24 protein-coding genes are annotated in these 23,350 nt (G+C 60.1%); 3 read left to right on the top strand and 21 right to left on the bottom strand.

Annotated features, from left to right (window positions below; translation table 11 throughout):
- Positions 1-2: 2 nt before the first annotated feature.
- Both I6E52_RS13310 and I6E52_RS13305 read left to right on the top strand, forming a co-directional pair.
- Positions 3-515 carry a methylated-DNA--[protein]-cysteine S-methyltransferase gene (locus tag I6E52_RS13310; RefSeq protein ID WP_197158198.1) on the top strand — a complete coding sequence of 171 codons (513 nt, stop codon included), beginning with the start codon at positions 3-5 and terminating at the stop codon, positions 513-515.
- Entirely contained in the window at positions 512-1,102 is a 591-nt protein-coding gene (locus I6E52_RS13305) for a DNA-3-methyladenine glycosylase I (protein ID WP_197158196.1), read from the top strand. The genes I6E52_RS13310 and I6E52_RS13305 overlap by 4 nt, the downstream gene beginning before the upstream one ends.
- A gap of 17 nt (positions 1,103-1,119) precedes the next feature.
- Here I6E52_RS13305 and I6E52_RS13300 read toward each other — a convergent pair whose 3' ends face one another.
- The 13 genes from I6E52_RS13300 to I6E52_RS13240 form a co-directional block, all read right to left on the bottom strand.
- Positions 1,120-1,869 (bottom strand): YaaA family protein, encoded by a 750-nt coding sequence (locus tag I6E52_RS13300; RefSeq protein WP_197158194.1) that lies wholly within the window; start codon positions 1,867-1,869, stop codon positions 1,120-1,122.
- Positions 1,866-2,387, bottom strand: coding sequence for an ATP-binding protein (locus I6E52_RS13295; protein ID WP_197126589.1), 522 nt, complete (start codon positions 2,385-2,387; stop codon positions 1,866-1,868). Before I6E52_RS13295 ends, I6E52_RS13300 begins: the two co-directional genes overlap by 4 nt.
- A gap of 10 nt (positions 2,388-2,397) precedes the next feature.
- Positions 2,398-2,658: a F0F1 ATP synthase subunit epsilon gene (locus tag I6E52_RS13290; RefSeq protein ID WP_197126587.1), complete on the bottom strand. Its 261-nt coding sequence runs from the start codon at positions 2,656-2,658 to the stop codon at positions 2,398-2,400.
- A 2-nt stretch (positions 2,659-2,660) separates the two neighbouring features.
- Positions 2,661-4,229, bottom strand: coding sequence for a F0F1 ATP synthase subunit beta (gene atpD / locus I6E52_RS13285; protein WP_231602205.1), 1,569 nt, complete (start codon positions 4,227-4,229; stop codon positions 2,661-2,663).
- Positions 4,230-4,249: 20 nt separating this feature from the next.
- Positions 4,250-5,149: a F0F1 ATP synthase subunit gamma gene (locus I6E52_RS13280; protein WP_197126585.1), complete on the bottom strand. Its 900-nt coding sequence runs from the start codon at positions 5,147-5,149 to the stop codon at positions 4,250-4,252.
- 50 nt (positions 5,150-5,199) lie between these two features.
- The gene (atpA, locus tag I6E52_RS13275) at positions 5,200-6,837 is read right to left on the bottom strand and encodes a F0F1 ATP synthase subunit alpha (RefSeq protein WP_197108943.1); all 1,638 of its coding nucleotides are present in this window, start codon (positions 6,835-6,837) and stop codon (positions 5,200-5,202) included.
- Between the two features lie 37 nt (positions 6,838-6,874).
- On the bottom strand, positions 6,875-7,669 hold the full coding sequence (locus I6E52_RS13270; protein WP_197158192.1) for a F0F1 ATP synthase subunit delta: 795 nt from the start codon (positions 7,667-7,669) through the stop codon (positions 6,875-6,877).
- Positions 7,669-8,232, bottom strand: coding sequence for a F0F1 ATP synthase subunit B (locus tag I6E52_RS13265; RefSeq protein WP_197126579.1), 564 nt, complete (start codon positions 8,230-8,232; stop codon positions 7,669-7,671). Before I6E52_RS13265 ends, I6E52_RS13270 begins: the two co-directional genes overlap by 1 nt.
- A gap of 28 nt (positions 8,233-8,260) precedes the next feature.
- Positions 8,261-8,488: an ATP synthase F0 subunit C gene (gene atpE, locus I6E52_RS13260; RefSeq protein WP_197108946.1), complete on the bottom strand. Its 228-nt coding sequence runs from the start codon at positions 8,486-8,488 to the stop codon at positions 8,261-8,263.
- 49 nt (positions 8,489-8,537) lie between these two features.
- The gene (atpB, locus tag I6E52_RS13255; protein ID WP_197126757.1) at positions 8,538-9,362 is read right to left on the bottom strand and encodes a F0F1 ATP synthase subunit A; all 825 of its coding nucleotides are present in this window, start codon (positions 9,360-9,362) and stop codon (positions 8,538-8,540) included.
- 119 nt (positions 9,363-9,481) lie between these two features.
- A complete protein-coding gene (locus tag I6E52_RS13250) occupies positions 9,482-9,931 on the bottom strand; it encodes a hypothetical protein (RefSeq protein ID WP_197126577.1) in 450 nt (149 codons plus the stop codon).
- Positions 9,928-11,154, bottom strand: coding sequence for an MraY family glycosyltransferase (locus I6E52_RS13245; protein ID WP_307842554.1), 1,227 nt, complete (start codon positions 11,152-11,154; stop codon positions 9,928-9,930). Before I6E52_RS13245 ends, I6E52_RS13250 begins: the two co-directional genes overlap by 4 nt.
- The gene (locus tag I6E52_RS13240) at positions 11,151-11,807 is read right to left on the bottom strand and encodes an L-threonylcarbamoyladenylate synthase (protein ID WP_197126575.1); all 657 of its coding nucleotides are present in this window, start codon (positions 11,805-11,807) and stop codon (positions 11,151-11,153) included. Before I6E52_RS13240 ends, I6E52_RS13245 begins: the two co-directional genes overlap by 4 nt.
- A gap of 68 nt (positions 11,808-11,875) precedes the next feature.
- On the opposite strand from I6E52_RS13240, the gene I6E52_RS13235 reads away from it, so the two are divergent.
- The gene (locus I6E52_RS13235; protein WP_197158190.1) at positions 11,876-12,490 is read left to right on the top strand and encodes an HAD family hydrolase; all 615 of its coding nucleotides are present in this window, start codon (positions 11,876-11,878) and stop codon (positions 12,488-12,490) included.
- 50 nt (positions 12,491-12,540) lie between these two features.
- On the opposite strand, the gene prmC is transcribed toward I6E52_RS13235, so the two are convergent.
- From prmC to argS, 8 genes are all read right to left on the bottom strand, one after another.
- Entirely contained in the window at positions 12,541-13,413 is an 873-nt protein-coding gene (gene prmC, locus I6E52_RS13230) for a peptide chain release factor N(5)-glutamine methyltransferase (protein WP_197158188.1), read from the bottom strand.
- Between the two features lie 8 nt (positions 13,414-13,421).
- Positions 13,422-14,501, bottom strand: coding sequence for a peptide chain release factor 1 (gene prfA, locus I6E52_RS13225; RefSeq protein ID WP_197108951.1), 1,080 nt, complete (start codon positions 14,499-14,501; stop codon positions 13,422-13,424).
- A gap of 2 nt (positions 14,502-14,503) precedes the next feature.
- Complete coding sequence (gene rho / locus I6E52_RS13220; RefSeq protein ID WP_197158186.1) at positions 14,504-16,735, bottom strand: transcription termination factor Rho; 2,232 nt, start codon at positions 16,733-16,735, stop codon at positions 14,504-14,506.
- Positions 16,736-16,867: 132 nt separating this feature from the next.
- Positions 16,868-17,806 carry a homoserine kinase gene (thrB, locus tag I6E52_RS13215; RefSeq protein ID WP_197158184.1) on the bottom strand — a complete coding sequence of 313 codons (939 nt, stop codon included), beginning with the start codon at positions 17,804-17,806 and terminating at the stop codon, positions 16,868-16,870.
- A 92-nt stretch (positions 17,807-17,898) separates the two neighbouring features.
- Complete coding sequence (locus tag I6E52_RS13210; RefSeq protein ID WP_197158181.1) at positions 17,899-19,215, bottom strand: homoserine dehydrogenase; 1,317 nt, start codon at positions 19,213-19,215, stop codon at positions 17,899-17,901.
- On the bottom strand, positions 19,212-20,615 hold the full coding sequence (lysA, locus tag I6E52_RS13205) for a diaminopimelate decarboxylase (protein WP_197158179.1): 1,404 nt from the start codon (positions 20,613-20,615) through the stop codon (positions 19,212-19,214). The genes I6E52_RS13210 and lysA overlap by 4 nt, the downstream gene beginning before the upstream one ends.
- Before the next feature lie 105 nt (positions 20,616-20,720).
- Entirely contained in the window at positions 20,721-21,629 is a 909-nt protein-coding gene (locus tag I6E52_RS13200) for an LmeA family phospholipid-binding protein (protein ID WP_197158177.1), read from the bottom strand.
- 5 nt (positions 21,630-21,634) lie between these two features.
- Complete coding sequence (gene argS, locus I6E52_RS13195) at positions 21,635-23,296, bottom strand: arginine--tRNA ligase (RefSeq protein ID WP_197158175.1); 1,662 nt, start codon at positions 23,294-23,296, stop codon at positions 21,635-21,637.
- Positions 23,297-23,350: the final 54 nt, after the last annotated feature.

Here is a 23,350-nt window from a genome sequence, read left to right as displayed (position 1 = left end):
ACATGCACACGATCACATCCCCCTCCACAGAGGTCGCGTACCTACTCAGGGTGCCGTCGCCTATCGGCCGTATCGAGCTTACGAGCGACGGCGAGCACGTCACTGGCCTCGCCATTGAAAGCTCGGGCGCGCTCCCTCACGATCAGCAGCCTGAAGCTTCATGCGCGGTGCTCGCGCAGGCTGCTCAGCAGCTCGGCGAGTATTTCGCGGGCACGCGTCGATCCTTCGACCTCCCGCTATCCACGATCGGCACCGAGTTTCAGCGTTCGGTGTGGCTCCAGCTCGGTCAGCTCCCCTTCGGTGCTGCGGTGTCATATGCCGACATCGGGCGCGCTACCGGGCGACCGAGTGCGGGCAGAGCCGTTGGCGGCGCTGTCGGAGCCAATCCCATCCCGATCATCGTCCCGTGCCACCGCGTACTGGCTTCAAACCAGCGCATCACCGGCTATAGCGGTGGCGAAGGCGTTCCCACCAAGGTGTGGCTGCTCAAGCACGAGGGGATCGCTCACAAGTGAGCGATCGTGAAGCACTGATTGTCGGCCCCGATGGCCGAGCTCGGTGCAGCTGGGTGGGCGACGACGAGCTGTATCGCAAGTACCACGATGACGAGTGGGGCAATCCGCTGCGCGGCGATCACCGCCTATTCGAGAAGATCATGCTCGAAGCATTCCAAGCAGGGTTGTCGTGGATCACGATCCTGCGTCGGCGCGAGGGAATCCGCGAAGCCTTCGATCAGTTTGATGCGTCAACGATCGCGGACTACGGAGATGACGATGTGGCACGGCTCCTCGACGATCCGCGCATCATTCGCAATCGTTTGAAAGTTTCCGCCGCCATCACCAACGCGAAGGCAACACTCGCGCTGACGGAGAACGCCCCGGGCGCCCTCGACGCCCTTCTCTGGAGCTTCGCTCCCCCCGCTCGCCATGAACGGCTGCGCACTTTTACTGAAGTACCGGCCATCACCCCCGAGTCCACCGCCATGAGCAAAGCGCTCAAGGCACACGGCTTCCGCTTTGTCGGACCGACGACGATGTACGCGCTCATGCAGTCTGCCGGCATGGTCGACGACCATCTCGAAGGCTGCTGGAGCGTGGCGTAGTCGCAGCGCAGCGTGAGCTACGCGTTCTCCACGACGAGGTCTAGCTCGCCAGGGGCACCATGCTCAAGACGGAAGCCTGCGCCGTTCGCCCAAGTAAGGAGCGAATCGATCGAGGTATGGTCGATTCCCGCTCTGATGAGAGCACGAGCAAAGAGCCCTTTGGACTTCTTGTTGAAGTGACTGAGCGCGACCCGTTTGCCATCAGCGCCTTCGGTCACCACCCGGAGGTAAATGCTGTCGGCGGATGCAGCACCCAGTTGGGCGTAGGCCTCCGACCGAAAGTCGAGTTGGAGCCCCTCAACCGAGGCAAGCGCCGCAGATGCTGGTACACGCCAGTACCGCTTCAACGGGAGGCCTGGCACCTTTGAATTGTGGGAAAGGCGATAGGCCGGGATGGGATCTCCCGCACCGATCGGACCAAACAATGCGGAGTGCACGACCACACTTTTTTCAGCGAAGGCCCATTCTTCCGGGGTGAGCGACGCGGCATCTAGTCCATCGAAAAGAACACCTGTGTAGCGCTTGAGGGCGGGCATCACTGGTGAAGCTGCGAGTGTGCGGTTACGTTCAACCTCGAACAGCTGCTTCGCGCTGATTCCTAAAGCCCGTTGCGCTGCGTCAGCGTCGCCCGCCAGCTCAATGAGGGCGTGCGACACAGCTTTTCGTTCCTCAGTAAGTTGAGGGAACGAGAGCTGAGTTAAGTCGAGGGCGGCGTTATCGTCTCCCCCGTCACGCTTTGTTTCAGAGGGTGGGAGAAGAATGATCACGCGTCGAGGAACGCGGATGCCCGTTCGACGTTCACGCCGATAGGGCCTGCCGAGTCGAGAGTGATGCGCGCGACAGCGCCGCTCACTCCACCCCACGGGGAGTACTCTTCAACGCTCTGCTCTACTGCGTCACGATCGGGTGCGCCAGCGAGAGCACGCTTCGCAGCGCGTTCCACGAGCCGTTCTTCGTGCACAGCTTCGTCCGAGCACACCACTTCGATGAAGCGGATGCCAGAGCCGGTGCGTTCCGCGAGACTGACCCATTGTTCACGGGCCGGATCTACCGCGTTGACGGCATCGATGATGATGTCGTCGTCGTTCAGCAAGACTGATTCTGCTAGCGCCTCAGCCACCAGATAGGCAGCAAGTCCGATGGGTTGTCCGGCACTGATGCCGGCCTTCAGAATTGCTGTCTCGATCTGGTCGACGGAGAGCACGGTGGTCTTGCGCCGGGCGCCCACGACCTCAGCGATCGTGGTTTTTCCTGCGCCCGGCAACCCGGCCATCGCTATAAGCATGATTAGAAAACTAGACGAGTTCAGCGGTGCTTGCCACCACTGTTACGGTGTTGTGCTCAACCGAGAGGAAGCCGTTGTCCGCGGTAGCGGTCACGTTCTTGCCATCTGCGGTGGTCACACGAACTTCTCCCTGAGCCAGAATCGCGAGAAGCGGTTCGTGGCCGGGAAGGATACCGATCTCACCTTCAGTGGTGCGAGCGACGAGCTGGCTCGCCTCCCCCGACCAGATTTCCTGGTCGGCGGAGACGACGCTCACTGTCAGAACTGCCATTGTTAGGAGTTCTCTTTCTGAATCTTGGCCCACTGCTCTTCGACATCGTTGATGCCACCGACGTTGAAGAACGCCTGCTCAGCAACGTGGTCGAACTCGCCCTTGACGATCGCGTCGAACGACTCGATGGTCTCCTTGAGCGGAACAGTCGATCCCTCAACACCGGTGAACTTCTTAGCCATGTAGGTGTTCTGCGAGAGGAACTGCTGGATGCGACGTGCGCGCGATACGGTGATCTTGTCTTCTTCAGAAAGCTCGTCAACACCGAGGATCGCGATGATCTCCTGGAGTTCCTTGTTCTTCTGCAGAATCTGCTTCACGTTGGTCGCGACACGGTAGTGGTCGGCACCTAGGTAACGGGGGTCGAGGATACGACTCGTCGAGGTGAGCGGGTCAACGGCGGGGTAAAGACCCTTCGATGCGATTTCACGGCTGAGCTCAGTCGTGGCGTCGAGGTGGGCGAAGGTGGTTGCCGGAGCCGGGTCGGTGTAGTCATCGGCAGGAACGTAAATTGCCTGCAGCGACGTAATCGAGTGACCACGCGTCGAGGTGATGCGCTCTTGGAGGATACCCATCTCGTCGGCGAGGTTCGGCTGGTAACCAACAGCTGAAGGCATGCGGCCCAGAAGGGTCGATACTTCAGAACCGGCCTGGGTGAAGCGGAAGATGTTGTCGATGAAGAGCAACACGTCTTGCTTCTGAACGTCACGGAAGTACTCAGCCATGGTGAGAGCCGAGAGCGCAACGCGAAGACGCGTTCCTGGCGGCTCATCCATCTGGCCGAAGACTAGAGCGGTCTTCTCGAAGACGCCCGCTTCATCCATTTCAGCGATGAGGTCGTTACCTTCACGGGTACGCTCACCAACACCGGCGAATACGGAAACTCCACCGTGGTCCTGAGCCACACGCTGGATCATTTCTTGGATAAGAACGGTCTTACCGACACCGGCACCACCGAACAGACCAATCTTTCCACCCTGGACGTACGGGGTGAGAAGGTCGATGACCTTGATACCAGTCTCGAAGAGTTCAGTCTTCGACTCAAGCTGGTCGAATGCCGGGGGCTTGCGGTGGATGGGCCAGCGCTCGGTGATCTCAACGGTCTCGCCATTGACCTTGCCGTCTTCATCCGCGTTGAGGATGTCACCAGTGACGTTGAAGACCTTGCCCTTGGTAACGTCACCAACGGGAACGGTGATCTGCTCGCCGGAGTCGCGAACTTCCTGGCCACGAACGAGTCCGTCAGTCGGCTTGAGCGCAATGGCCCGTACGACGTCGTCGCCGAGGTGCTGTGCAACCTCAAGTGTGATCTCGGTAGTTTGGCCGCCGATCGTGACGTTGGTCTTGAGGGCGTTGTAGATTCCCGGGATCGAATCGTGGGGGAACTCTACATCTACGACCGGACCGGTTACGCGCGAGATGCGGCCGATACCGGCAACAGTCGCAGCAGCAACCGTCTTAGCTGCTGCCTTCTTGGCAGGAGCCTTCTTGGCTGGTGCCTTTGCAGCTGCTGCCTTTGTGGTTGCTGCCTTTGCAGCGGGGGCCTTTTTGGCCGGGGCTTTTTCAGTCATGGCTTCCCTATCTATGGTTCTTACTTAGCCGAGCTGAGGGCGTCCGCGCCGCCCACGATCTCGGAAATCTGCTGGGTGATCTCCGACTGACGCGCGTTGTTGGCCAAGCGCGTGTAGTCGTTGATGAGCTTGTCTGCGTTGTCGCTTGCAGACTTCATTGCCTTCTGCGTTGCCGCGTGCTTTGCAGCAGCGGACTGGAGCATGGCGTTGAAGATACGGCTCTCGATGTACACCGGAAGCAAGGCGTCGAGCACCTTGTCTACCTCTGGTTCGAACTCGTAGAGCGGAAGAATCTCCGACTCCTCGGGCGCCTCAACACCTTCAACGATCTCCAGTGGGAGAAGACGAACGACCTCAGGAACCTGCAAAAGCATGCTGACGAGGCGGTTGTAGACGATGTGAATCTCGTCCACTCCACCTTCGCTTGCCGGCTGCAAGAACTTGCTGACGACTGCATCGCCGATTTCTTTAGCGATTTCGAACTCTGGTGAGTCCGTTCCGCCAGTCCAAATCTGCTCTGCGTCACGCTTGCGGAAAGCAAAGTAAGCGGCGGCCTTGCGGCCCACGAGGTAGTACACAACCTCTTTGCCTTCAGCTTCGAGTCGAGCAGCTAGCTCGCCAGCTTCGCGAAGAACGTTCGAGTTGAACGCTCCCGCGAGTCCGCGGTCACTCGAGAAGATGAGGACCGCTGCGCGGTCGATCGACTCTGGTTCGGTTGTCAGGACGTGATCGACATTCGAGAAAGTCGCCACCGCCGAGACGGCGCGAGTGACCGCACGTGAGTACGGACCCGATGCAGCAACCCGCTGCTTCGCCTTTTGAATGCGCGACGCGGAGATCAGCTCCATCGCGCGTGTGATCTTCTTGGTCGTCTTGGCAGAACTAATTTTCTGCCGGTAGACCCGAAGTTGCGCTCCCATGGCTTTCTAACTTTCTATGTCGTGTTGGTCGATGATCACTGGTGCAGAGCTCAGCGCTTCTGCTTGACGATCTTCTCTTGAGCGATGTCCTCTTCAGCGATCTCTTCGAACTGCTCAGAACCAACGGAGTTGAGGGACTTGCCCTCACCCGTCTGGAAGCCAAGCTTGAATGCTTCAACTCCGGCATCCATGTCGGCGATCAGCTGGTCATCGAGGGCGTTCTTCTCGCGAAGGGTGTCGAGAACCTTGGTGTTGCGGGCGAGGTAGTCGTGAAGCTCGCTCTCAAAACGCAGGATGTCTTCGACGGGAACCTCATCGAGCTTGCCGTTGGTGCCGGCCCAGATCGAAACGACCTGCTTCTCGACGGGGAACGGCGAGTACTGCGGCTGGCGAAGCAGCTCGGTGAGGCGAGCGCCTCGAGCAAGCTGGCGACGGCTCGTGGGGTCGAGGTCGGATGCGAACATCGCGAATGCTTCGAGCGAGCGGTACTGAGCGAGCTCGAGCTTCAGCGTTCCCGAAACCTTCTTGATCGACTTGACCTGAGCGTCTCCACCCACACGCGAAACCGAGATTCCCACGTCGACTGCTGGACGCTGGTTGGCGTTGAACAGGTCGGACTGGAGGAAGATCTGGCCGTCGGTGATCGAGATCACGTTGGTCGGGATGTAGGCCGCGACGTCGTTTGCCTTGGTCTCGATGATGGGCAGACCCGTCATCGATCCGGCACCGAGCTCGTCGGAGAGCTTGGCACAACGCTCGAGCAGACGGGAGTGCAGGTAGAACACGTCACCGGGGTAAGCCTCACGCCCTGGCGGACGACGCAGGAGCAGCGATACTGCACGGTAAGCCTCAGCCTGCTTGGAGAGGTCATCGAAGATGATCAGTACGTGCTTGCCGCCGTACATCCAGTGCTGGCCGATGGCCGAACCGGTGTAAGGAGCGAGGTACTTGAATCCTGCGGGGTCGGAGGCGGGAGCGGCCACGATGGTGGTGTACTCCATGGCGCCAGCTTCTTCGAGTGCGCCCTTGACGGCAGCAATCGTCGAACCCTTTTGACCGATAGCAACGTAGATGCAGCGAACCTGCTTGTTCTCGTCACCGGACTCCCAGTTTTGCTTCTGGTTGATGATGGTGTCGATCGCGATGGCCGTCTTACCGGTCTGGCGGTCACCAATGATGAGCTGACGCTGGCCACGGCCGATCGGGATCATGGCGTCAATTGCCTTGATTCCGGTCTGCATGGGCTCGTGGACGCTCTTGCGGTCCATGACGCCGGGCGCCTGAAGCTCGAGTGCACGACGGCCCTCTGCCTTGATCTCGCCGAGACCGTCGATCGGGGCGCCAAGGGGGTCAACCACGCGACCGAGGAACGCGTCGCCGACGGGAGCGGAAAGTACTTCGCCGGTGCGAGTAACTTCCATGCCTTCGACGATTCCGGTGAACTCACCGAGGATGACGACACCGATCTCGTCTTCGTCGAGGTTTTGAGCGAGGCCCAGGGTGCCATCGGCGAAGCGAATGAGTTCGTTGGCCATGACGCCGGGGAGGCCGTCAACGTGGGCGATACCGTCGGCAGCGTCTACGACGGTGCCCGTCTCGGTCGTCGCAGCCTTGCCAGGCTCGTAAGCCTTGACGAAGTCCTTGAGCGCGTCGCGGATGTCGTCCGGACTAATGCTGAGTTCTGCCATTGTGTTTTCCTATTCCGTGGAAAGGTCTGCTAACTCGCTAGCCCGCGAGTTGGATCCTGAGGTCATTGAGCTTGGTGGAAACGCTGCCGTCGATGACTTCGTCACCGATTTGAACGCGTACCCCACCGATGAGCGAGGGGTCGATACGAACGTTGAGCTTGAGATCGCGTCCGTAGTTCTTGGTAAGGCCGGCGCGCAGACGATCGAGCTGTGCGGCCTTCAACGGCGCGGCAGTCGTAATTGTTGCGACTGACTTGCCCGCTTGGTCAGCCACGATGTCAGCGGCTGTTGCGACGAGCTCGCCGATACGGCGGCCACGCGGCTGCTGCACGAGCTGGTCGATGATGGCGATTGACTGATCGGAGGCTTTGCCTGCGAGCAGTTCGCGAACCAACGACGACTTCGATGCAGCGGAACCAAGTTTGCTTCCGACAGCGAGTTCTAACTCAGCATCGGATGACACGGTGTCGCCGAAGGCGAACAGTTCGTCATCTATGGAGAGCTTCGCCGGAGCGGACTTCGCAATTGCGCGAATGCCGATCTCTTCGATTCCTGCGAGCAGGTCATCGGCATCCGACCAACGAACACTCACGATGGCTGAAAGTACGGTGCGCGCTGACGCGCTCAGCGACGAGAAAACCGAACCGACAATGGCGGCCTTGTCTTTCGCAGCGGCGGCAGGATCGGCCAAAGCGGAGCGCAATTGAGCGGAATCGCCCACGACACGCCCTGCTTCAAACAGCTCTGCGCCAGTGGCCAGAGAGTTCTTGACAGTGACGGATGACAGAGCATCCTTCGCTGCTACAAGCGCTTCTCTCGTAGCTGATCCCATTACTTCTTCGCCTTCGCCTTCTCTGAAGCCTCAAGGTCAGCCAGGAACTGGTCGACGAGTGCGGAGGACTTCTTGTCGTCCGTCAAGCTCTGCCCGATAACGCCCGATGCGAGGTCGATGGCCATTGAGCCAACTTCGCTGCGGAGCGAAACGAGAGCTGCTTGGCGCTCTGCTTCGATCGTGGCTTGCGCGTTCGCAGTGATGCGAGCGGCCTCAACCGTTGCCTGCTCTTTGAGCTCGTTGACGATCTCGGTGCCCTCAAGTCGTGCCTGTTCGCGAATCTTCGCGGCCTCGGCACGCCCCTCGGCGAGTTGCGTCTTGTACTGCTCAAGAGCCTCAGCGGCTTCAGCCTGAGCAATCTCAGCCTTCTTGATGCCACCTTCGATGGCCTCAGCACGAGCATCCAGCGTCTTCGTCAGTGCAGGAAGGAACTTCTTCCAGAAGAAGAACAAGATGATCGCGAAGCAAACCAACGACCAAATGATGTCGTAATCTGCGGGAAGAAGCGGGTTGATTACATCAGCCTCAGTGTCTTCTGCAGCAGCCAGTAGTGCGCTAAGCATCCCAGCCTCCTCAATCAGTTGTTAGTAATTAGCCGGGGAAAGGGATGAATGCAACTGCGATCGCGATGAACGCGAGCGCCTCGGTGAATGCAATACCGAGGAACATGAGGCCCGTGAGGCGACCCTGAAGTTCTGGTTGGCGGGCAACAGACTCAACGGTCTTGCCCACAACGATGCCTACACCGATTGCGGGTCCGATGGTTGCAACACCGAATGCGAGGGGTGCAATGTTTCCAGTCAGCTCTGCGACGTTCATTTGTGTTTCCTTCCGTGGTTTTCTAATCCAGGCGAGTGCCGGGATCGGTCTAGTGCTCTTCGACCAGCGCGAGCTGGATGTATACGGCGGTCAGGAATGTAAAGACATAAGCCTGAAGTACCGCAACAAGGAGTTCGAAGATTGTGAAGATGAAGCCAAAGGCGAGGGTGCCAATGCTGAAGAGACCGAAGAGGCCACCAGCAGTGAACAAGAAGAAGTGCGTTGCCGAGAAGCACAGCACGAGAAGCATGTGACCGGCGATCATGTTCATCAGGAGTCGCAGAGCGAGAGTTACCGGACGAAGGATGAAGGTGGAAACGAACTCAATCGGAGTAACGATGAAGTAGAGCGGCCACGGCACACCGGCGGGGAAGAGCGACGCCTTGAAGAACGTGATGCCCTGCTTTTTGATACCGGCGTAAATGAAAACAACGTACGCGACAAGAGCGAGAACCAGTGGAACACCGATTACTGCTGTACCGGCGACATTGAGCCCAGGGACAATACCCGTGAGGTTCATCGCTAGCACCATGAAGAACATCGTGGCGAGCAACGGCATGAACCGCTTGCCGTCTACCTTGCCCAGCGCGCCATCCGCGATATTCGACTGGACGAAACCAACAGCCATCTCAAGGATGCTCTGGCCGCGACCCGGAATCATCCGCATGCGGCGCGTGCCAACCCAGAACAGCAGGATCAGAACGGCGACGGCGATGAAGCGGACCAACATGAGTCTGTTGATCTCGAAGGGGGTGTCTACGAAAAGAAACCCGGGCGGGACAAACTCAATAAGCGAGGGGCCATGAAAGCCCCCATCGCCTGATCCGTCATCGGTGGCAAAGGGCGCTAAGAGCGCGAGAGCGTTATATAACAGCGCTGTCTCCAGAATCGGGGCGTGTAACTACGCGGCGATGAAAATTGGGGGGTTGTAACAGGAACTAACTCTATCAAGAGAATTACGCTCACGACGAATCTGCGGGCGAATCCGCCAGATTAGTTTGACGTCGAGGTATCTTCACCTGGCAACTGCACTCCGGGCACGTAACTTTCCCGCGCACGAACGAACGCCAGCACGTCGACGATGAGGCTACCGAGCACCGCCGCGAGGATCGAGAAGAAGAATACGACAGGCTCCAGGAACGGCTGGCCGCGCAGCACAACCAAGATGGCGATGAACAAGACGAACTTGATCAGCCACGCGCCCAGAACGATCGCGAAGAAAATGGTGCTCGATGAATCGCCCCCGGTTGCCCGCGACGCGACAACGATACTGCCGGCAGTAAGCGCCATAAAGAGGGCCGTGAGCCCAGCGCCGATCAAGGCACTGATCAGCCCGGAGGTGTCTGCGACGAGGTACCCCACGATGGAGCCGACCACAGCGATGCTGACGGTCAAGATTGCCCCGTAGGCGATCGCGCGGCCGAGAATTGCGGAGGACTTCATTCGGTGGGTTCCTTTGTGTTGTGCTGGGTCGAACTGTCGTTAGATGCGGCATCCAGACCGTCATATCGTGCATCGTCGAGAGACTCTTGCTCCGCCGCGAGGCGCTGCGCAGCAGCCTCACGCGACTTGCGACGACTAAGAGGTGCGAGCGTGAGAGCTGCACAGCCAGCGAGACCGACGACGAACATGAGCGCCGCCCACCGCCACGGCACGAAGGTGAAGGCGAGAACGCCGACCGAGGCCACAAACGTCCAGCTGTACAGGATGAGAACAGCGTGCAGGTGGGAGTGGCCCATGTCGAGCAGGCGGTGATGCAAATGTTTGCGGTCTGCAGTGAAGGGCGATTTACCTGCCCGGAGCCGTCGCAAGATGGCAAGCCCAAAATCTAACAACGGGATCACTAAGACTGCAACCGGGAGAAGGATCGGGATGAAGGCCGGCAAGAAACTGAGCGTGAATTGGTCAGGCTGAGCCAATTCTGTGTTGTCCACTTGGCCCGTGACGGAGATTGCAGACGCCGCCATCACGAGTCCGACAAGTAGAGCACCGGAGTCGCCCATGAACATCTTGGCAGGATGGAAGTTAACGGGAAGCAGCCCGACGCAGGCACCGATCAAAATCGCTGTCGCGAGGGACGCCAAGTTGAAGTATTCCGTTTGCGCTTGCCCCTGCAATAGATAGGCATACACAAAGAAAACACTGCTCGCGATGATCGCGACGCCCGCAACAAGGCCGTCGAGACCGTCGATGAAGTTCACCGCGTTCATCACGAGAACTATCGCGAAAATAGTAATGATGATCGAGATATGGGGCGACACGATCGTCTTGCCCCCGATAGGGAGCGTAGAAAGCTGCACGCCGGGCCACGCGACGACAAAAGCCGCGATGATCTGGCCAGCCAACTTGGTGAGCCAATCGAGATCCCAAATATCGTCAGCAACGCCAATCACCACGACAATGAGAGCTCCACCGAGCAAACCAAACACTTTGCTTGGCTCGTCGAAAATCAAAGAAAAGTTGTCGAAGCTCGACGCCACCGCGAAAGCGACGACAATTCCGAAGAACATCGCCACACCACCGAGTCGTGGTGTCGGAGTCGTGTGCACATCACGCTGGCGAACCTGCGGATACAGCTTGTACTTGAGGCTCATTTTGAGCACAACTAGCGACAAGGCATAGGTGACCATTGCGGCGATACCCGCAATGAGGAAGTAAAAAACTATTCGCACCGATCGGCCCCGATCAGATCGCGAATGGCGTCGGCCGAAATGACGCCCTCACGCACGATGCGCAGCTTGCCGCCGTCGACAAGCAAACCCGTAGCATCCACGATCGTTGAAGCGAGCTCGCCGCCCTCGCCATCGTCGAGGTAGACCGAAACCGACTCCCCCAGCATCTCCTTTGCCGCGGCCGCCGAGCGTGCCGCCGGCAGACCCGTGCTGTTAGCGCTCGAGACCGCAAGCGGACCCGTCTCTGACAACAGTTCGAGAGCAATACGGCTCGACGGCATCCGCAACGCCACTGTGCCCTGAGTTTCGCCGAGATCCCAGATCAGCGAAGGCTGCGCTGGAAGAATGATCGTGAGGCCACCGGGCCAAAACTCGGCAACCAGTTCGCGAACCTCGTCAGGGACCTGGGCGGCAAGCGCATCAAGGGTGGGGATGCCCGGGATCAACACCGGCGGAGGAGACTGCCTCGTGCGCCCCTTGGCATCAATCAGCTTCTGCACCGCCTCGGGCTGGAAAGCATCAGCAGCCACCCCGTAAACAGTGTCAGTAGGGATCACAACGAGATCGCCGCGGCCAATAGCCACGCGAGCGAGTCGCATGCCGGTCAAGAGCTGCGCTTCGTCGGCACAATCAAAAAGGTCATCCATGTCCCCAACATGGTACCGGGCGAAACAGTGAAAGACTGATCACGACTAACAGATAGCGATGGCCAACAATGACGCTGCTTTTCATCTTTGACATGGATGACGTGCTCTATGAGTACGACTGGCGTGCACGAATGGCCGCTCTCAGCGAGCTAACCGGCCGCAGTTTTCTCGAATTGCGACGCCTCTGGTGGCACGACGATGGCGAATTTGGTGCCGAAGCAGGGCTGTATCCGACCGGCGAAGAGTACCTCGCGGCCTTTGAAGAAGCGATCGGCCACAGCGTGGATGTCGAGCGCTGGCTAGAGATTCGATCCAATGCGATGACAGCGTGGCCCGATTCGCTCGCCGCTGCCCGACACGCGTCAGAACTGGGCCAAGCGACCCTGCTCACCAACAACGGATCACTGCTCGGAGATAACCTTCCCGTGGTCGCTCCCGAGCTTGTCGATATTTTCGGCACCCACTTGCGCACATCGAGTTTCTACGGCGCCCGGAAGCCAGATCCGATCGTGTTCGAGCGCACGTTGGAGGCGTACGGCGTGGAAGCCCACGACGCGTTCTTCGCTGACGATTTAGCCGAGAACGTGGCGGGCGCCGAATCCCTCGGCATCACCGGCCACCACTTTCGCAGCGGAGCAGAACTGCACCGGGCGATTGAAGAGTTTGCGGCTGCTCGGGCCTAGAGCGCCTCTGCACTCGCGCTGCGGGCACTAGACCCGGCGAAACCCCGTCGTTACAGCAGCGCTGTAGTGGCGCGGTCGCGGCCGAGGAGGTCTTTGTGGTGAGCTACGGCGTTCCAGCCGTCCGCCGTGAGCAGCGCGGCCAATGCCGGAGCTTGCTCCTCGCCGTGCTCGAGCACGAGAGTGCCACCCTGGTGTAACAGACGGCGAGCCGTCGTTGAGACGCGGCGTACGACATCCATGCCGTCTTCTCCGCCGTAGAGCGCCAGAGCGGGGTCGTGGAGTTGCACTTCGATATCGCGCGGGATTGCGGCCGCCGGGATGTACGGCGGGTTCGAAATGACCACGTCAACGGTGCCGTTGAGCTCGGGAAAAGCGTCCCCCAGATCGGCGTTGATGAGCGTCGCGTTATCGGCGCCATAGCGACGAAAGTTCTCGCTTGTGTACGGCATCGCGTCCGGTGACAACTCGACCGCATAAATACGAGCGCGCGGCACCTCGGTGGCCATCGAGAGTGCAATCGCGCCACTTCCGGTGCCAAGATCGACACCGATCGGCTCAGGAGTTGCGCTGAGAGTGAGGGCATCGATCGCGAACTGCACGACAGTTTCTGTTTCGGGCCGCGGCACAAAGACGCCGGGGCCAACACGCAATTCAAGATTGCGGAACGGCGCGATACCAGTGATGTGCTGCAACGGTTCGCGGGCAGCACGGCGGGCAAAGAGTTCGCGAACGGTAGCTTCTGCCGCAGGGGGCACCAGCGCACCGGTGACCACGCGAACCCGCAATTCGCCGCGGCTCAACTCGAGCACGTGAGCGACCAGCAGTTCCGCATCGACCGTCGGAGACGGAACTCCCGCAGCACCCAACAATTCAGTGCCGCTGCCTACAAGGTCAGCGACACTGATGTTGTGCTCGACAGTCATTGCCTCGCTCAGGAGTCGTTTCCCACTGCAGCCAAACGAGCCTCTTCATCGGCCATGATGCACGACTGAATGACAGGCTCGAGAGCGCCGTTGATCGCCTGGTCAAGGTTGTAGGCCTTGTACCCGGTGCGATGATCCGCAATACGATTCTCGGGGAAGTTATACGTGCGAATGCGCTCCGAGCGATCCATCGTGCGGATCTGGCTCTTGCGGTACTCACTCGCCTCGGCATCCGCTTCTTCTTGGTAGCGAGCCAAGATGCGGGCACGCAGCACTCGCATACCGGCTTCGCGGTTTTGCAGTTGCGATTTCTCGTTCTGCATAGCCACGACGATGCCGGTCGGAAGGTGAGTAATACGAACAGCGGAGTCAGTGGTGTTCACCGACTGACCACCGGGACCCGAGGAACGGTAGACGTCGATCTTGAGATCGTTCTGGCTGATCTCAACCTCTTCAGGTTCGTCGACCTCCGGGAACACGAGCACACCAGCAGCAGAGGTGTGGATGCGACCTTGAGACTCGGTGGCGGGCACACGCTGAACGCGGTGCACTCCCCCCTCGTACTTCAAGTGTGCCCAGACGCCCTCAGCGGGATCGCTCGAGTTGCCCTTGACAGCCAACTGCACATCTTTGATGCCACCGAGGTCGCTCGAGGTCTGCTCGATGATCTCGGTCTTCCATTTCTTGGACTCTGCATAGTGCAAGTACATGCGCAGCAGGTCGCCAGCGAAGAGCGCCGATTCGGCGCCGCCCTCCCCCATTTTGATTTCCATGATCACGTCACGGGAATCGTTGGGGTCACGCGGAATCAGAATGCGACGAAGCTTCTCTTGAGCAGCCTCGAGAGTCTCGGTGAGCCCGGGGATCTCTGCAGCGAATGACTCATCTTCGTCAGCCATTTCGGTGGCTGCCGCAAGGTCATCCGTCAACTGACGCCAGTTATGGTACGCCGCAACAATGCGCGACAACTCGGCGTAACGTCGGTTGACTTTCTTCGAGCGGACCGGGTCTGAGTGGAGCTCGGGGTCAGCTAGCTGACCTTCGAGCTCCCCATGCTCGGTCAGCAGCGACTGTACTGACTCGAACATAGTTAGTCCTCTTTTGTGCCGTTAGTGGAAGGAAGTGACTTCTGGATCTGCATGAGGAACTCAACGTTCGACTGCGTCTCCTTCAGCTTATTCAACACGATCTCGAGCGCAGCCTGCTGGTCGAGACCAGCAAGGGCACGACGCAAGTTCCAGGTGACCTTGACTTCGTCGGCACCGAGAAGCATCTCTTCGCGACGTGTTCCGGATGCATTGAAGTCGACCGCGGGGAAGATGCGCTTGTCAGCCAGCTGGCGCGACAGACGCAGTTCCATGTTGCCAGTGCCCTTGAACTCTTCGAAGATAACCTCGTCCATCTTCGAACCGGTCTCGACGAGCGCGGTAGCGATGATGGTGAGCGAGCCGCCCTCTTCAACGTTGCGAGCCGCACCGAAGAAACGCTTCGGCGGGTACAGCGCTGCGGAGTCGACGCCACCGGAAAGAACGCGACCCGAGGCCGGTGCAGTCAGGTTGTAGGCACGGCCGAGGCGCGTGATCGAGTCGAGCAGTACGACTACGTCGTGACCCAGTTCGACGAGACGCTTAGCGCGCTCGATAGCCAATTCGGCAACGGTGGTGTGGTCTTCAGCGGGGCGGTCGAAGGTCGAGGCAATAACTTCGCCCTTGACGGTGCGCTGCATGTCTGTAACTTCTTCCGGGCGTTCGTCAACGAGAACAACCATGAGGTGAACCTCGGGGTTGTTCTTGGAGATCGCGTTCGCGATGGCCTGAAGAATCTGCGTCTTGCCTGCCTTGGGCGGCGAGACGATCAGTCCGCGCTGGCCCTTGCCGATCGGAGCAGCGAGGTCGATGATGCGAGTCGACAACATGGTCGGCTCGGTCTCGAGACGCAAACGCTCCTGCGGGTACAGCGGCGTGAGCTTGCCGAATTCAACGCGGTTCGCAGCCTCTTCAACGGGAAGACCGTTGATCGAGTCGATGCGCACAATCGCGTTGTACTTCTGGCGGCCCTGGCTGTTATCACCCTCACGCGGCTGGCGAATAGCGCCAACAACGGCGTCACCCTTGCGGAGGTTGTATTTCTTGACCTGGCCAAGTGACACGTACACGTCGCTGTTACCGGGAAGGTAACCAGTGGTGCGGACGAAAGCGTAGTTGTCGAGAACGTCGAGGATGCCGGCAACCGGGATCAGTACGTCATCGTCGGTGATCTCGGGCTCGAAGTCGTCGCCCATGTTTCCACGGCCACGCTTGCGGTCACGGTAACGACCGCGTCCACCGCGCTCGGAGTCAACGTCACCGCCGCGCGAGTCATCGTTGTTGCGGTTGTTTCCGCCGTTGTTGTTGCCGTTGCGGTTGCCCTCAGCGTTGCTGCCATCGCTGTTGTTGTTCTGGCGGCGGTTGTTGTTCTGGCGACCAGACCCTTCACCGTTTTGGCTGCTGCCATTGCGGCTGCGGTTGCGGTTGCGGCCACGGCCCGAACCCGACTCGTTGTCGGAATCGTTGTCGTCGTTGCTGTCAGAACCGCTGTTCTTGTCAGAACCGCTGTTCTTGTCGTCGGAGTTCTTGTCAGAGTTATCGGCGTTGTTGCTGCCCTTGTCACTCTTGTTGTTGTTGCGGTTGTCGTTCTTGTTGCCGCCCTTGGCAGCCTTGCCGTCGTTGTCGGTCGACTTCACATCGGTCGACTTCACGTCGGCCGACTTCACGTCGGCCGAAGCGGCGGTCTCGTCGCTCGATGCGTCCGCAGGTGCAGCGCTACGGCTGGAGCTGCGACGGTTGCGCTTGGGGGCTGCGTCGGCTGCGGGAGCATCGGTGGATGCTGCTGCGCTGCTGGATGCGGTGGTGCTTGCTGCGGCATCCGACTCGGGAGCAACTGCAGCGTCAGTCTTCTTCTTGCGAGGAGCCGTCTTCGGCTTGTCTGCTGCACCGTCGGCGGCAGGTGCCAGAGCAGCTGATTCCTTCGACGATGAAGCGCTCTTGTCTACCTGAGGAGCGCCAGCGGGGCTCTCGGTGCCAGCGATGGCGGCACCGTCAGTGCTCGTGACACGGCGCGAAGCGCGCTTGCGTGCAGGAGCTGCTGCAGCCTCGGTGGGTGGGGTTGATGCGGTGTTGCTGTTGTTCTTCTCGTTAATTGCGTCCACGAGATCTCCTTTGCGAAGTTTGGAAGTACCGGTGATGCCGCGTTCGGCCGCCATAGCTTGAAGCTCGGGCAGTCGCAACGCGCTCAGCGCGGCACGGGAATCCACGCTTGATGCGTGGTTGTTGACGTCAGTCACTACTTGGGGTTCCTTTCCCCAGCCAAGATTGATTTCCTTGGTGGAGAGCTAGTCGCTCACCGATGTCTGCGCGGATGCGCAGGAATCTAAATTCGGGGATACGACGGGTGAAGTGCGACCGGGAGGCTACGACTACGCCGTAGCTTCTACCTGGTGCTCATTCACTGTAGCACCTTTGAAGTCCACGGCTAAGAGGAGGCTCTCCCACGGCGTTGCGGCGTGCTCCTGCACGAGAGCCGCGGCCTCGAGACGCCTCGCGGGGTCATCAGCCAGCACCAGAACCGAGGGCCCGGCACCGGAAACAACCGCAGCATGGCCGTGCGAGCGCAGCATCCGGATCAGCTCTGTGGTCTGCGGCATCGCTGCAGCACGGTAGTCCTGATGCAGGCGATCGCCGGTGGCTTCGAGCAACACTTCAGGGCTCTGCGTCAGTGCCGCGATGAGGAGCGCAGCCCGCGAAACGTTGTAGACAGCGTCGGCGTAGGGCACGGCATCCGGTTGCAAACTGCGCGCATGCGCCGTCGAAACCCGGAAGTCGGGCACAAGAACAAGCGGTGACACTCCACGGTGCACCATCAGCTTCTTGGCCTGCGGCCCCGAGTCGGTGGTCCACGCGATCGTGAGGCCACCCAAAAGGGCAGGCGCGACGTTATCGGGGTGCCCCTCAAGTTCTGTTGCGAGCACGAGGAGGATTGCGGCATCCATCTCGACGATGCCCTCAAGCAACCCCTTGGCCGCCATGACGCCCGAAACGATTGCCGCAGCAGACGAACCAAGTCCCCCACCGTGCGGGATGACATTGGTCGCCGACACGTGCAGTGCCGGCATGGTCTGCCCGAAGTGTGTAAAGCAGTGCTGAATCGCCTGAATCACGAGGTTTGACTCATCGGTCGCGACAATTCCGGCGCCAACACCCGCGACATCAATCGTGACGCCAGAGCCCTCGACCGCAGTGACGATCAACTCGTCATAGTGCGAGAGCGCGAGCCCCAGCGTGTCGAACCCCGGGCCAAGGTTGGCCGAAGTCGCCGGCACACGCACGACGACACTGCGACCGACGAGCGAGGTCATGCCTTCGCCATCGTCATCGTCATACCGAGACGGTCGGCGTGCTCGTGAAGAAGACTTTCCCGCTGCCGGTTGCTGATTTCACTGTCCATTGGCTACAGTCCTTCGACTCTCAAAACGGACACAACATCGCGCACCACCGAGTTCTCGGTCAGTGCTGCCACCGTGGCGGCTAGCGATTCATCGGTCGCTTCGTGCGTGACCGTAATAAGGGTAGCGCTCGGCACGCCCTCAGTTACCGCGCCAACGGTCTGACTGACCGCCTCAACAGAGACGCCATTATCGCTAAAGACGGCAGCGATCTTGGCGAGCACACCAGGCTCATCAACGACCGTCAAGGTGATCTGGTAGCGCGTCGTAACGCGAGAGATCGGCAAGATGGGCAGGTTAGCGTGCGTCGACTCTGCAACGCCAGGACCACCAATGACATGGCGGCGAGCAGCGGATACGACATCACCGAGAACAGCGGATGCTGTTTCGATTCCGCCAGCACCAGCGCCATAGAACATGAGGCTGCCTGCGGCTTCGGCCTCAACAAACACAGCGTTGTTCGCGCCGTGCACCGCAGCGAGCGGGTGAGTCAGCGGAACGAGTGCGGGATGCACGCGAGAGCTGACTCCAGCGGTGGTGCCGTCAGCGTTGAGGATGCGTTCGCAAATGGCGAGTAGCTTGACGACATAGCCAGCCTTGCGGGCCGCAATAACCTGCTCGGCGGTGACGCCCGTGATTCCCTCACGGTGGACCGATTCCAGCGGAACGCGAGTGTGGAACGCGAGGCTCGAGAGCAGGGATGCCTTCTGGGCGGCGTCATAGCCTTCGATGTCTGCGGTGGGGTCAGCTTCGGCATACCCGAGGCGAGTCGCCTCGGCGAGGGCATCGTCGAAACTGTCGCCCGTGGCATCCATGCGGTCAAGAATGTAGTTCGTGGTGCCGTTGACGATGCCGAGGATGCGCTTGACGCGGTCGCCAGCGAGGCTGTCGCGCAACGGGCGAATGATGGGGATCGCGCCAGCAACAGCAGCTTCGTAGTAGAGCTGCGCGCCGACTTGGGCTGCCTCTTCGAAGAGTTCAGCGCCGTGGTGAGCCAGCAGAGCCTTGTTGGCGGTGATGACGTCAGCGCCTGAATGCAGAGCCTTGAGAATCCAGGTGCGAGCGGGCTCGAGGCCACCAATGAGTTCGATGACGATGTCGGCTCCGACGATGAGCGACTCTGCATCGGTCGTCAGGAGTTCTTGGGGGATGTTGGTGTCGCGAGGAGCATCGAGGTCGCGCACGGCAACGCCGACGACTTCAAGTCCGGCTCCGGCACGGGCGGCGAGTTCGTCAGCGTGTTCAAGCAACAGTGCGGTGACCTGCGATCCGACACTCCCTCCGCCCAAAACTGCGACGCGAAGGTTGCGGTATTCGATCATTCAGAGTCTCCCGATGGTGTAATTCCCGCGTCGCGGCTGAGTAGGTCGTCTTCGGTTTCGCCGCGCACAATGATGCGGGCGTGGCCATCGCGCACCGCAACGACGGGCGGGCGCGCAAGATAGTTGTAGTTGTTGGACATCGCCCAACCGTAGGCACCAGTGGCAGGCACGGCGATCACGTCGTCAATCTCGACGTCACCAGGCAAGTACTCGGCGCGCACGACGATGTCGCCCGCCTCGCAGTGCTTGCCCACAATGCGTGCAAGCTCAGGGGCGGCATCCGAAATCCGATTCGCGATGCGTGCCGAATAGTCGGCCTCATACAGAGCGGGGCGAATGTTGTCGCTCATGCCGCCATCAACGCTGACGTACTTGCGCACGGCGACACCATCAACGAGCACATCCTTGATCGTGCCGACCGTGTAGAGCGTGGTTGTCGACGGGCCAATGATCGACCGGCCGGGCTCAATCGCAATGATTGGTACCGGAATCTCGAGCCGCGCGCACTCGGCCTCAACGATGGTAGCCAGCGACGCGGCAAGCTCAGCAACCGGCAACGCCTGATCAACCGAGGTATACGCGATGCCAAAACCGCCACCCAAATTAAGCTCGGGCACCGGAGCAACCACCGACAAACGTGCATGCAACTCAAGCAAACGACGTGCCGCCTCAGCGAAGCCCGCGGTGTCAAAAATCTGCGAACCAATATGCGAATGGATGCCCACGAAATCCAACGAAGGATGCGAGCGGATCTGCGCCACGAGAGTTTCAGCCTCCGCAAGCGGGACACCAAACTTCTGGTCCTCCCGCGCCGTCGCCAAGTACTCGTGGGTTGATGCGTGAACCCCGCTATTGATGCGCAAGCGCACCCGCTGGGTTCGACCGTGCCGTGTGGCGGCTTCAGCAACCCGACCGATTTCGACGACGCTGTCGATAACGATGGGGCCGATGCCCGCGCGCACGGCACGGTCGATCTCGGAAAGACTCTTATTGTTGCCGTGGAAACCCAAACGCGACGCATCCGTGCCAGCCGCGAGCGCAACCGCCATCTCGCCAGCCGAGGCGACATCGATGTTCAGGCCAGCGGCCGTCATCCACCGAACGACCTCCGTGCAGAGGAACGCCTTGCCCGCGTAGTACACCTTGACTCCGGAGCCGATGCGAGCGAACTCGGAATCGAACGCCGCCTTGATTTCGGTGGCACGAGCAATGGCATCCGCTTCGTCCACAACGTAGACCGGAGTGCCGAAGGCAGAAACGAGCTCGCTCGCTGTGACCCCCGCAATCGTCAGTTCACCGTTCTCGGCGCGCGCTGACGTGCGTGACCAGACGGTCGATGGCAAAGAATTTGCTTCGGCGGGAGTTTCAAGCCACTCGGGCGCCAGCGGGTTCGCGAACACAGTCGCACCTCACAGAGATGTAGACGGAAAACGGCGGATTGTGTCCGCACAGGCGTTGGGGATGCTGACCACTCTAACGGCTGGCGCGGCTAGCGCTGAATCGAGCTACGGCGCTGGACACGTGCCGTATTGTTGCCAGGCCGCATCGTCGAGCGCAATGCCGTCAGCACTGAGTTGGATGACGAGGTTGTCGTTCGCCACCGCAACCGCATCGATCGTCAAGGCGGTCGGTAATGATGACGCGACACAGAACTCTTGAGAGCTCAATAGGCTGCCAGCCAGCCCCGAGACGAGCGGGTTCTCGCGCAGGTCAGCAACTGAGATCTGTTGATCGCCGAGAATGACCGACTCCGGCTCAAACGCAACGGCGTCTCCGGCAGCAACCGGCACCAAATCAAGGGCGACCGGGATCTCAAAGAACAAGAGCGTGAAGACAGTCGACACTCGGATGGCGCTGCCTTCGAGTTCGATCGAATCGAGCCCGGTGCCGCTCAACGTTGTCGCAAGCTTGGACACTTCGCTGCCCGCAATAGAGACATCCATCGAGAGAGTGCCGACAGGCTGTGACGTCATTATCGGGACGCCTGTCGCCACAACACTGACGGAAGACTCAAGGCCGTTCACTTCGAAGCTATCGACGTCGATCGTGACGACATCGAGGCCGCCCGTGAGAGCTTGTACGATGAGCGAACCGGAGCCGAGATCAACAGCAACACCCTCGGTCGTTTCGAGGTTGAGCGACGAGGCAATCTCATCCCGCACCAGATTCGTCGCGAAAGTACGACCGATTGTTTCCACGAGAATGACGCCCGTGATCAGGATGATCGCCACGACCGCAAGAACGACCCACCAGATCCAACGACGGCGTCGCCGCCAGGGTTTCGCTGCGGGCGCAGCCGTCTCAGCGAGGCGCAACTCGACGGTGGACTGAACGCCCAAATCGAGCGTCGGCGCCGTGCCATCCTCGGAGCCGGCAAGCTCTTCGTCGTGACTGGGCCGTTCGTCTGAAGTCACGAAGGCTACATCCGCTCGGGTGCACTGACCCCGAGCATCCAGAGGCTGTTGCGCAGTACCTGACCGACAGCGTCGTTGACCCAGAGTCGGGTGCGGTGAACGTCGGTGACCTCTTCATCGTTCAAGGGAGTGACCCGGCACTGGTCGTACCACCGGTGATAGCTGCCCGCGAGCTCTTCCGCGAAGCGCGCGATGCGGTGTGGTTCGCGCAACTCCGCCGCCTGAGCGACGATACGCGGGAACTCAGCAAGCACGCCAAGCAGGATGCTCTCAGATTCGTTCGTGAGAAGCGAAGCATCGAACACGCTGCGATCCACTCCCGACTCCCCCGCGTTGCGAGCAACGCTGTGAGTGCGCGCGTGAGCGTACTGAACGTAGAAGACCGGGTTGTCGTTCGTGCGCTTTTGCAGAATCTCGGGGTCGAGGCTGAGCGGCGAATCGGAGGGGTAGCGACCGAGCGAGTAGCGCAGCGCATCTGTTCCGAGCCATTCACGCAGGTCATCGAGCTCGATGATGTTGCCCGCACGCTTCGACAGGCGAGCACCATTGATGCTCACGAGTTGCCCGATGAGCACCTCGATATCTTTTTCGGGGTCGTCACCAGCAGCTCCGGCGAGCGCCTTGAGACGGTGAACGTAACCGTGGTGGTCGGCACCGAGCAAGTAGATCTTGTGGGCGAAGCCACGGTCGCCCTTACTCAAGTAGTAGGCCGCATCGGCTGCAAAATAGGTATAAATGCCGTTGCCGCGCTTGATGACGCGGTCCTTGTCATCGCCGAAGTCGGTGGTCTTGACCCACACGGCATCGTCGATGTCGGCGACATGGCCCTGGGCACGCAAACGCTCGACGGCAGCATCGATCGCACTCTTGCCGTCGGCGTTGACAGCATGAAGTTCGCGCTCACTAAACCAGACGTCGAAGTGCACGTTGAACGCGGCGAGCGACTTCTTGATTTCGCCGAGCTGAAGCTCATAGCCCCGCTCGCGCGCAACAGCGATCGCCTCGTCGTGGTCTAGTTCGAGAATTTCAGGGTTCGAGGCAAGCACACGCTGAGCGAGCTCGGCAACGTAAGCGCCCGGGTAGCCGTTCTCCGGAGTGGGCTCACCCTTCGCCGACGCCAGAATTGACGCCCCAAAGTTGTCCATCTGGTTTCCGGCGTCATTGATGTAGAACTCGCTCACCAGCTCAGCACCGGCAGCTTTCAGGATGCGGGCAAGCGAATCCCCGAGAGCCGCCCACCGCGTGTGGCCGATGTGCAGCGGACCCGTGGGGTTGGCCGAAACGAACTCCAAGTTGATGGTCTGACCCGCGAGGGAATCATTGCGACCGTAGGCCTCGCCCTGCTCAACGATTGTCTTCGCGAGCGCACCAGCGGCAGCGGCATCCAGGGTGATGTTGATGAAGCCGGGGCCTGCAACATCCACCGAAGCAATTCCGTCAATAGCGCGCGCCTGCTCAGCGATTTCTGTCGCAAGTTCACGAGGGTTCGCCCCCAACGGCTTCGCCAGCTTCATAGCGATATTGGATGCCCAGTCGCCATGATCGCGGTTGCGCGGACGCTCCAGCACCAGATCGTTCACCGTCAGCCCCAAATCGGGCGTGCCGCGGTCAGCCGCAATGCGAGAGACGACAGAGAGCAAGGTGGCAGAAAGGTCAGCAGGATTCACCTCTTAAGAGTACTGGGTGACGACTGCGGATCTGGCGCAGTTCGCGACAATGCC

The organism is Salinibacterium sp. NG253 (assembly GCF_015864945.1).
Lineage (GTDB): Bacteria > Actinomycetota > Actinomycetes > Actinomycetales > Microbacteriaceae > Rhodoglobus.
This window is presented reverse-complemented; position numbering and strand designations above follow the sequence as displayed.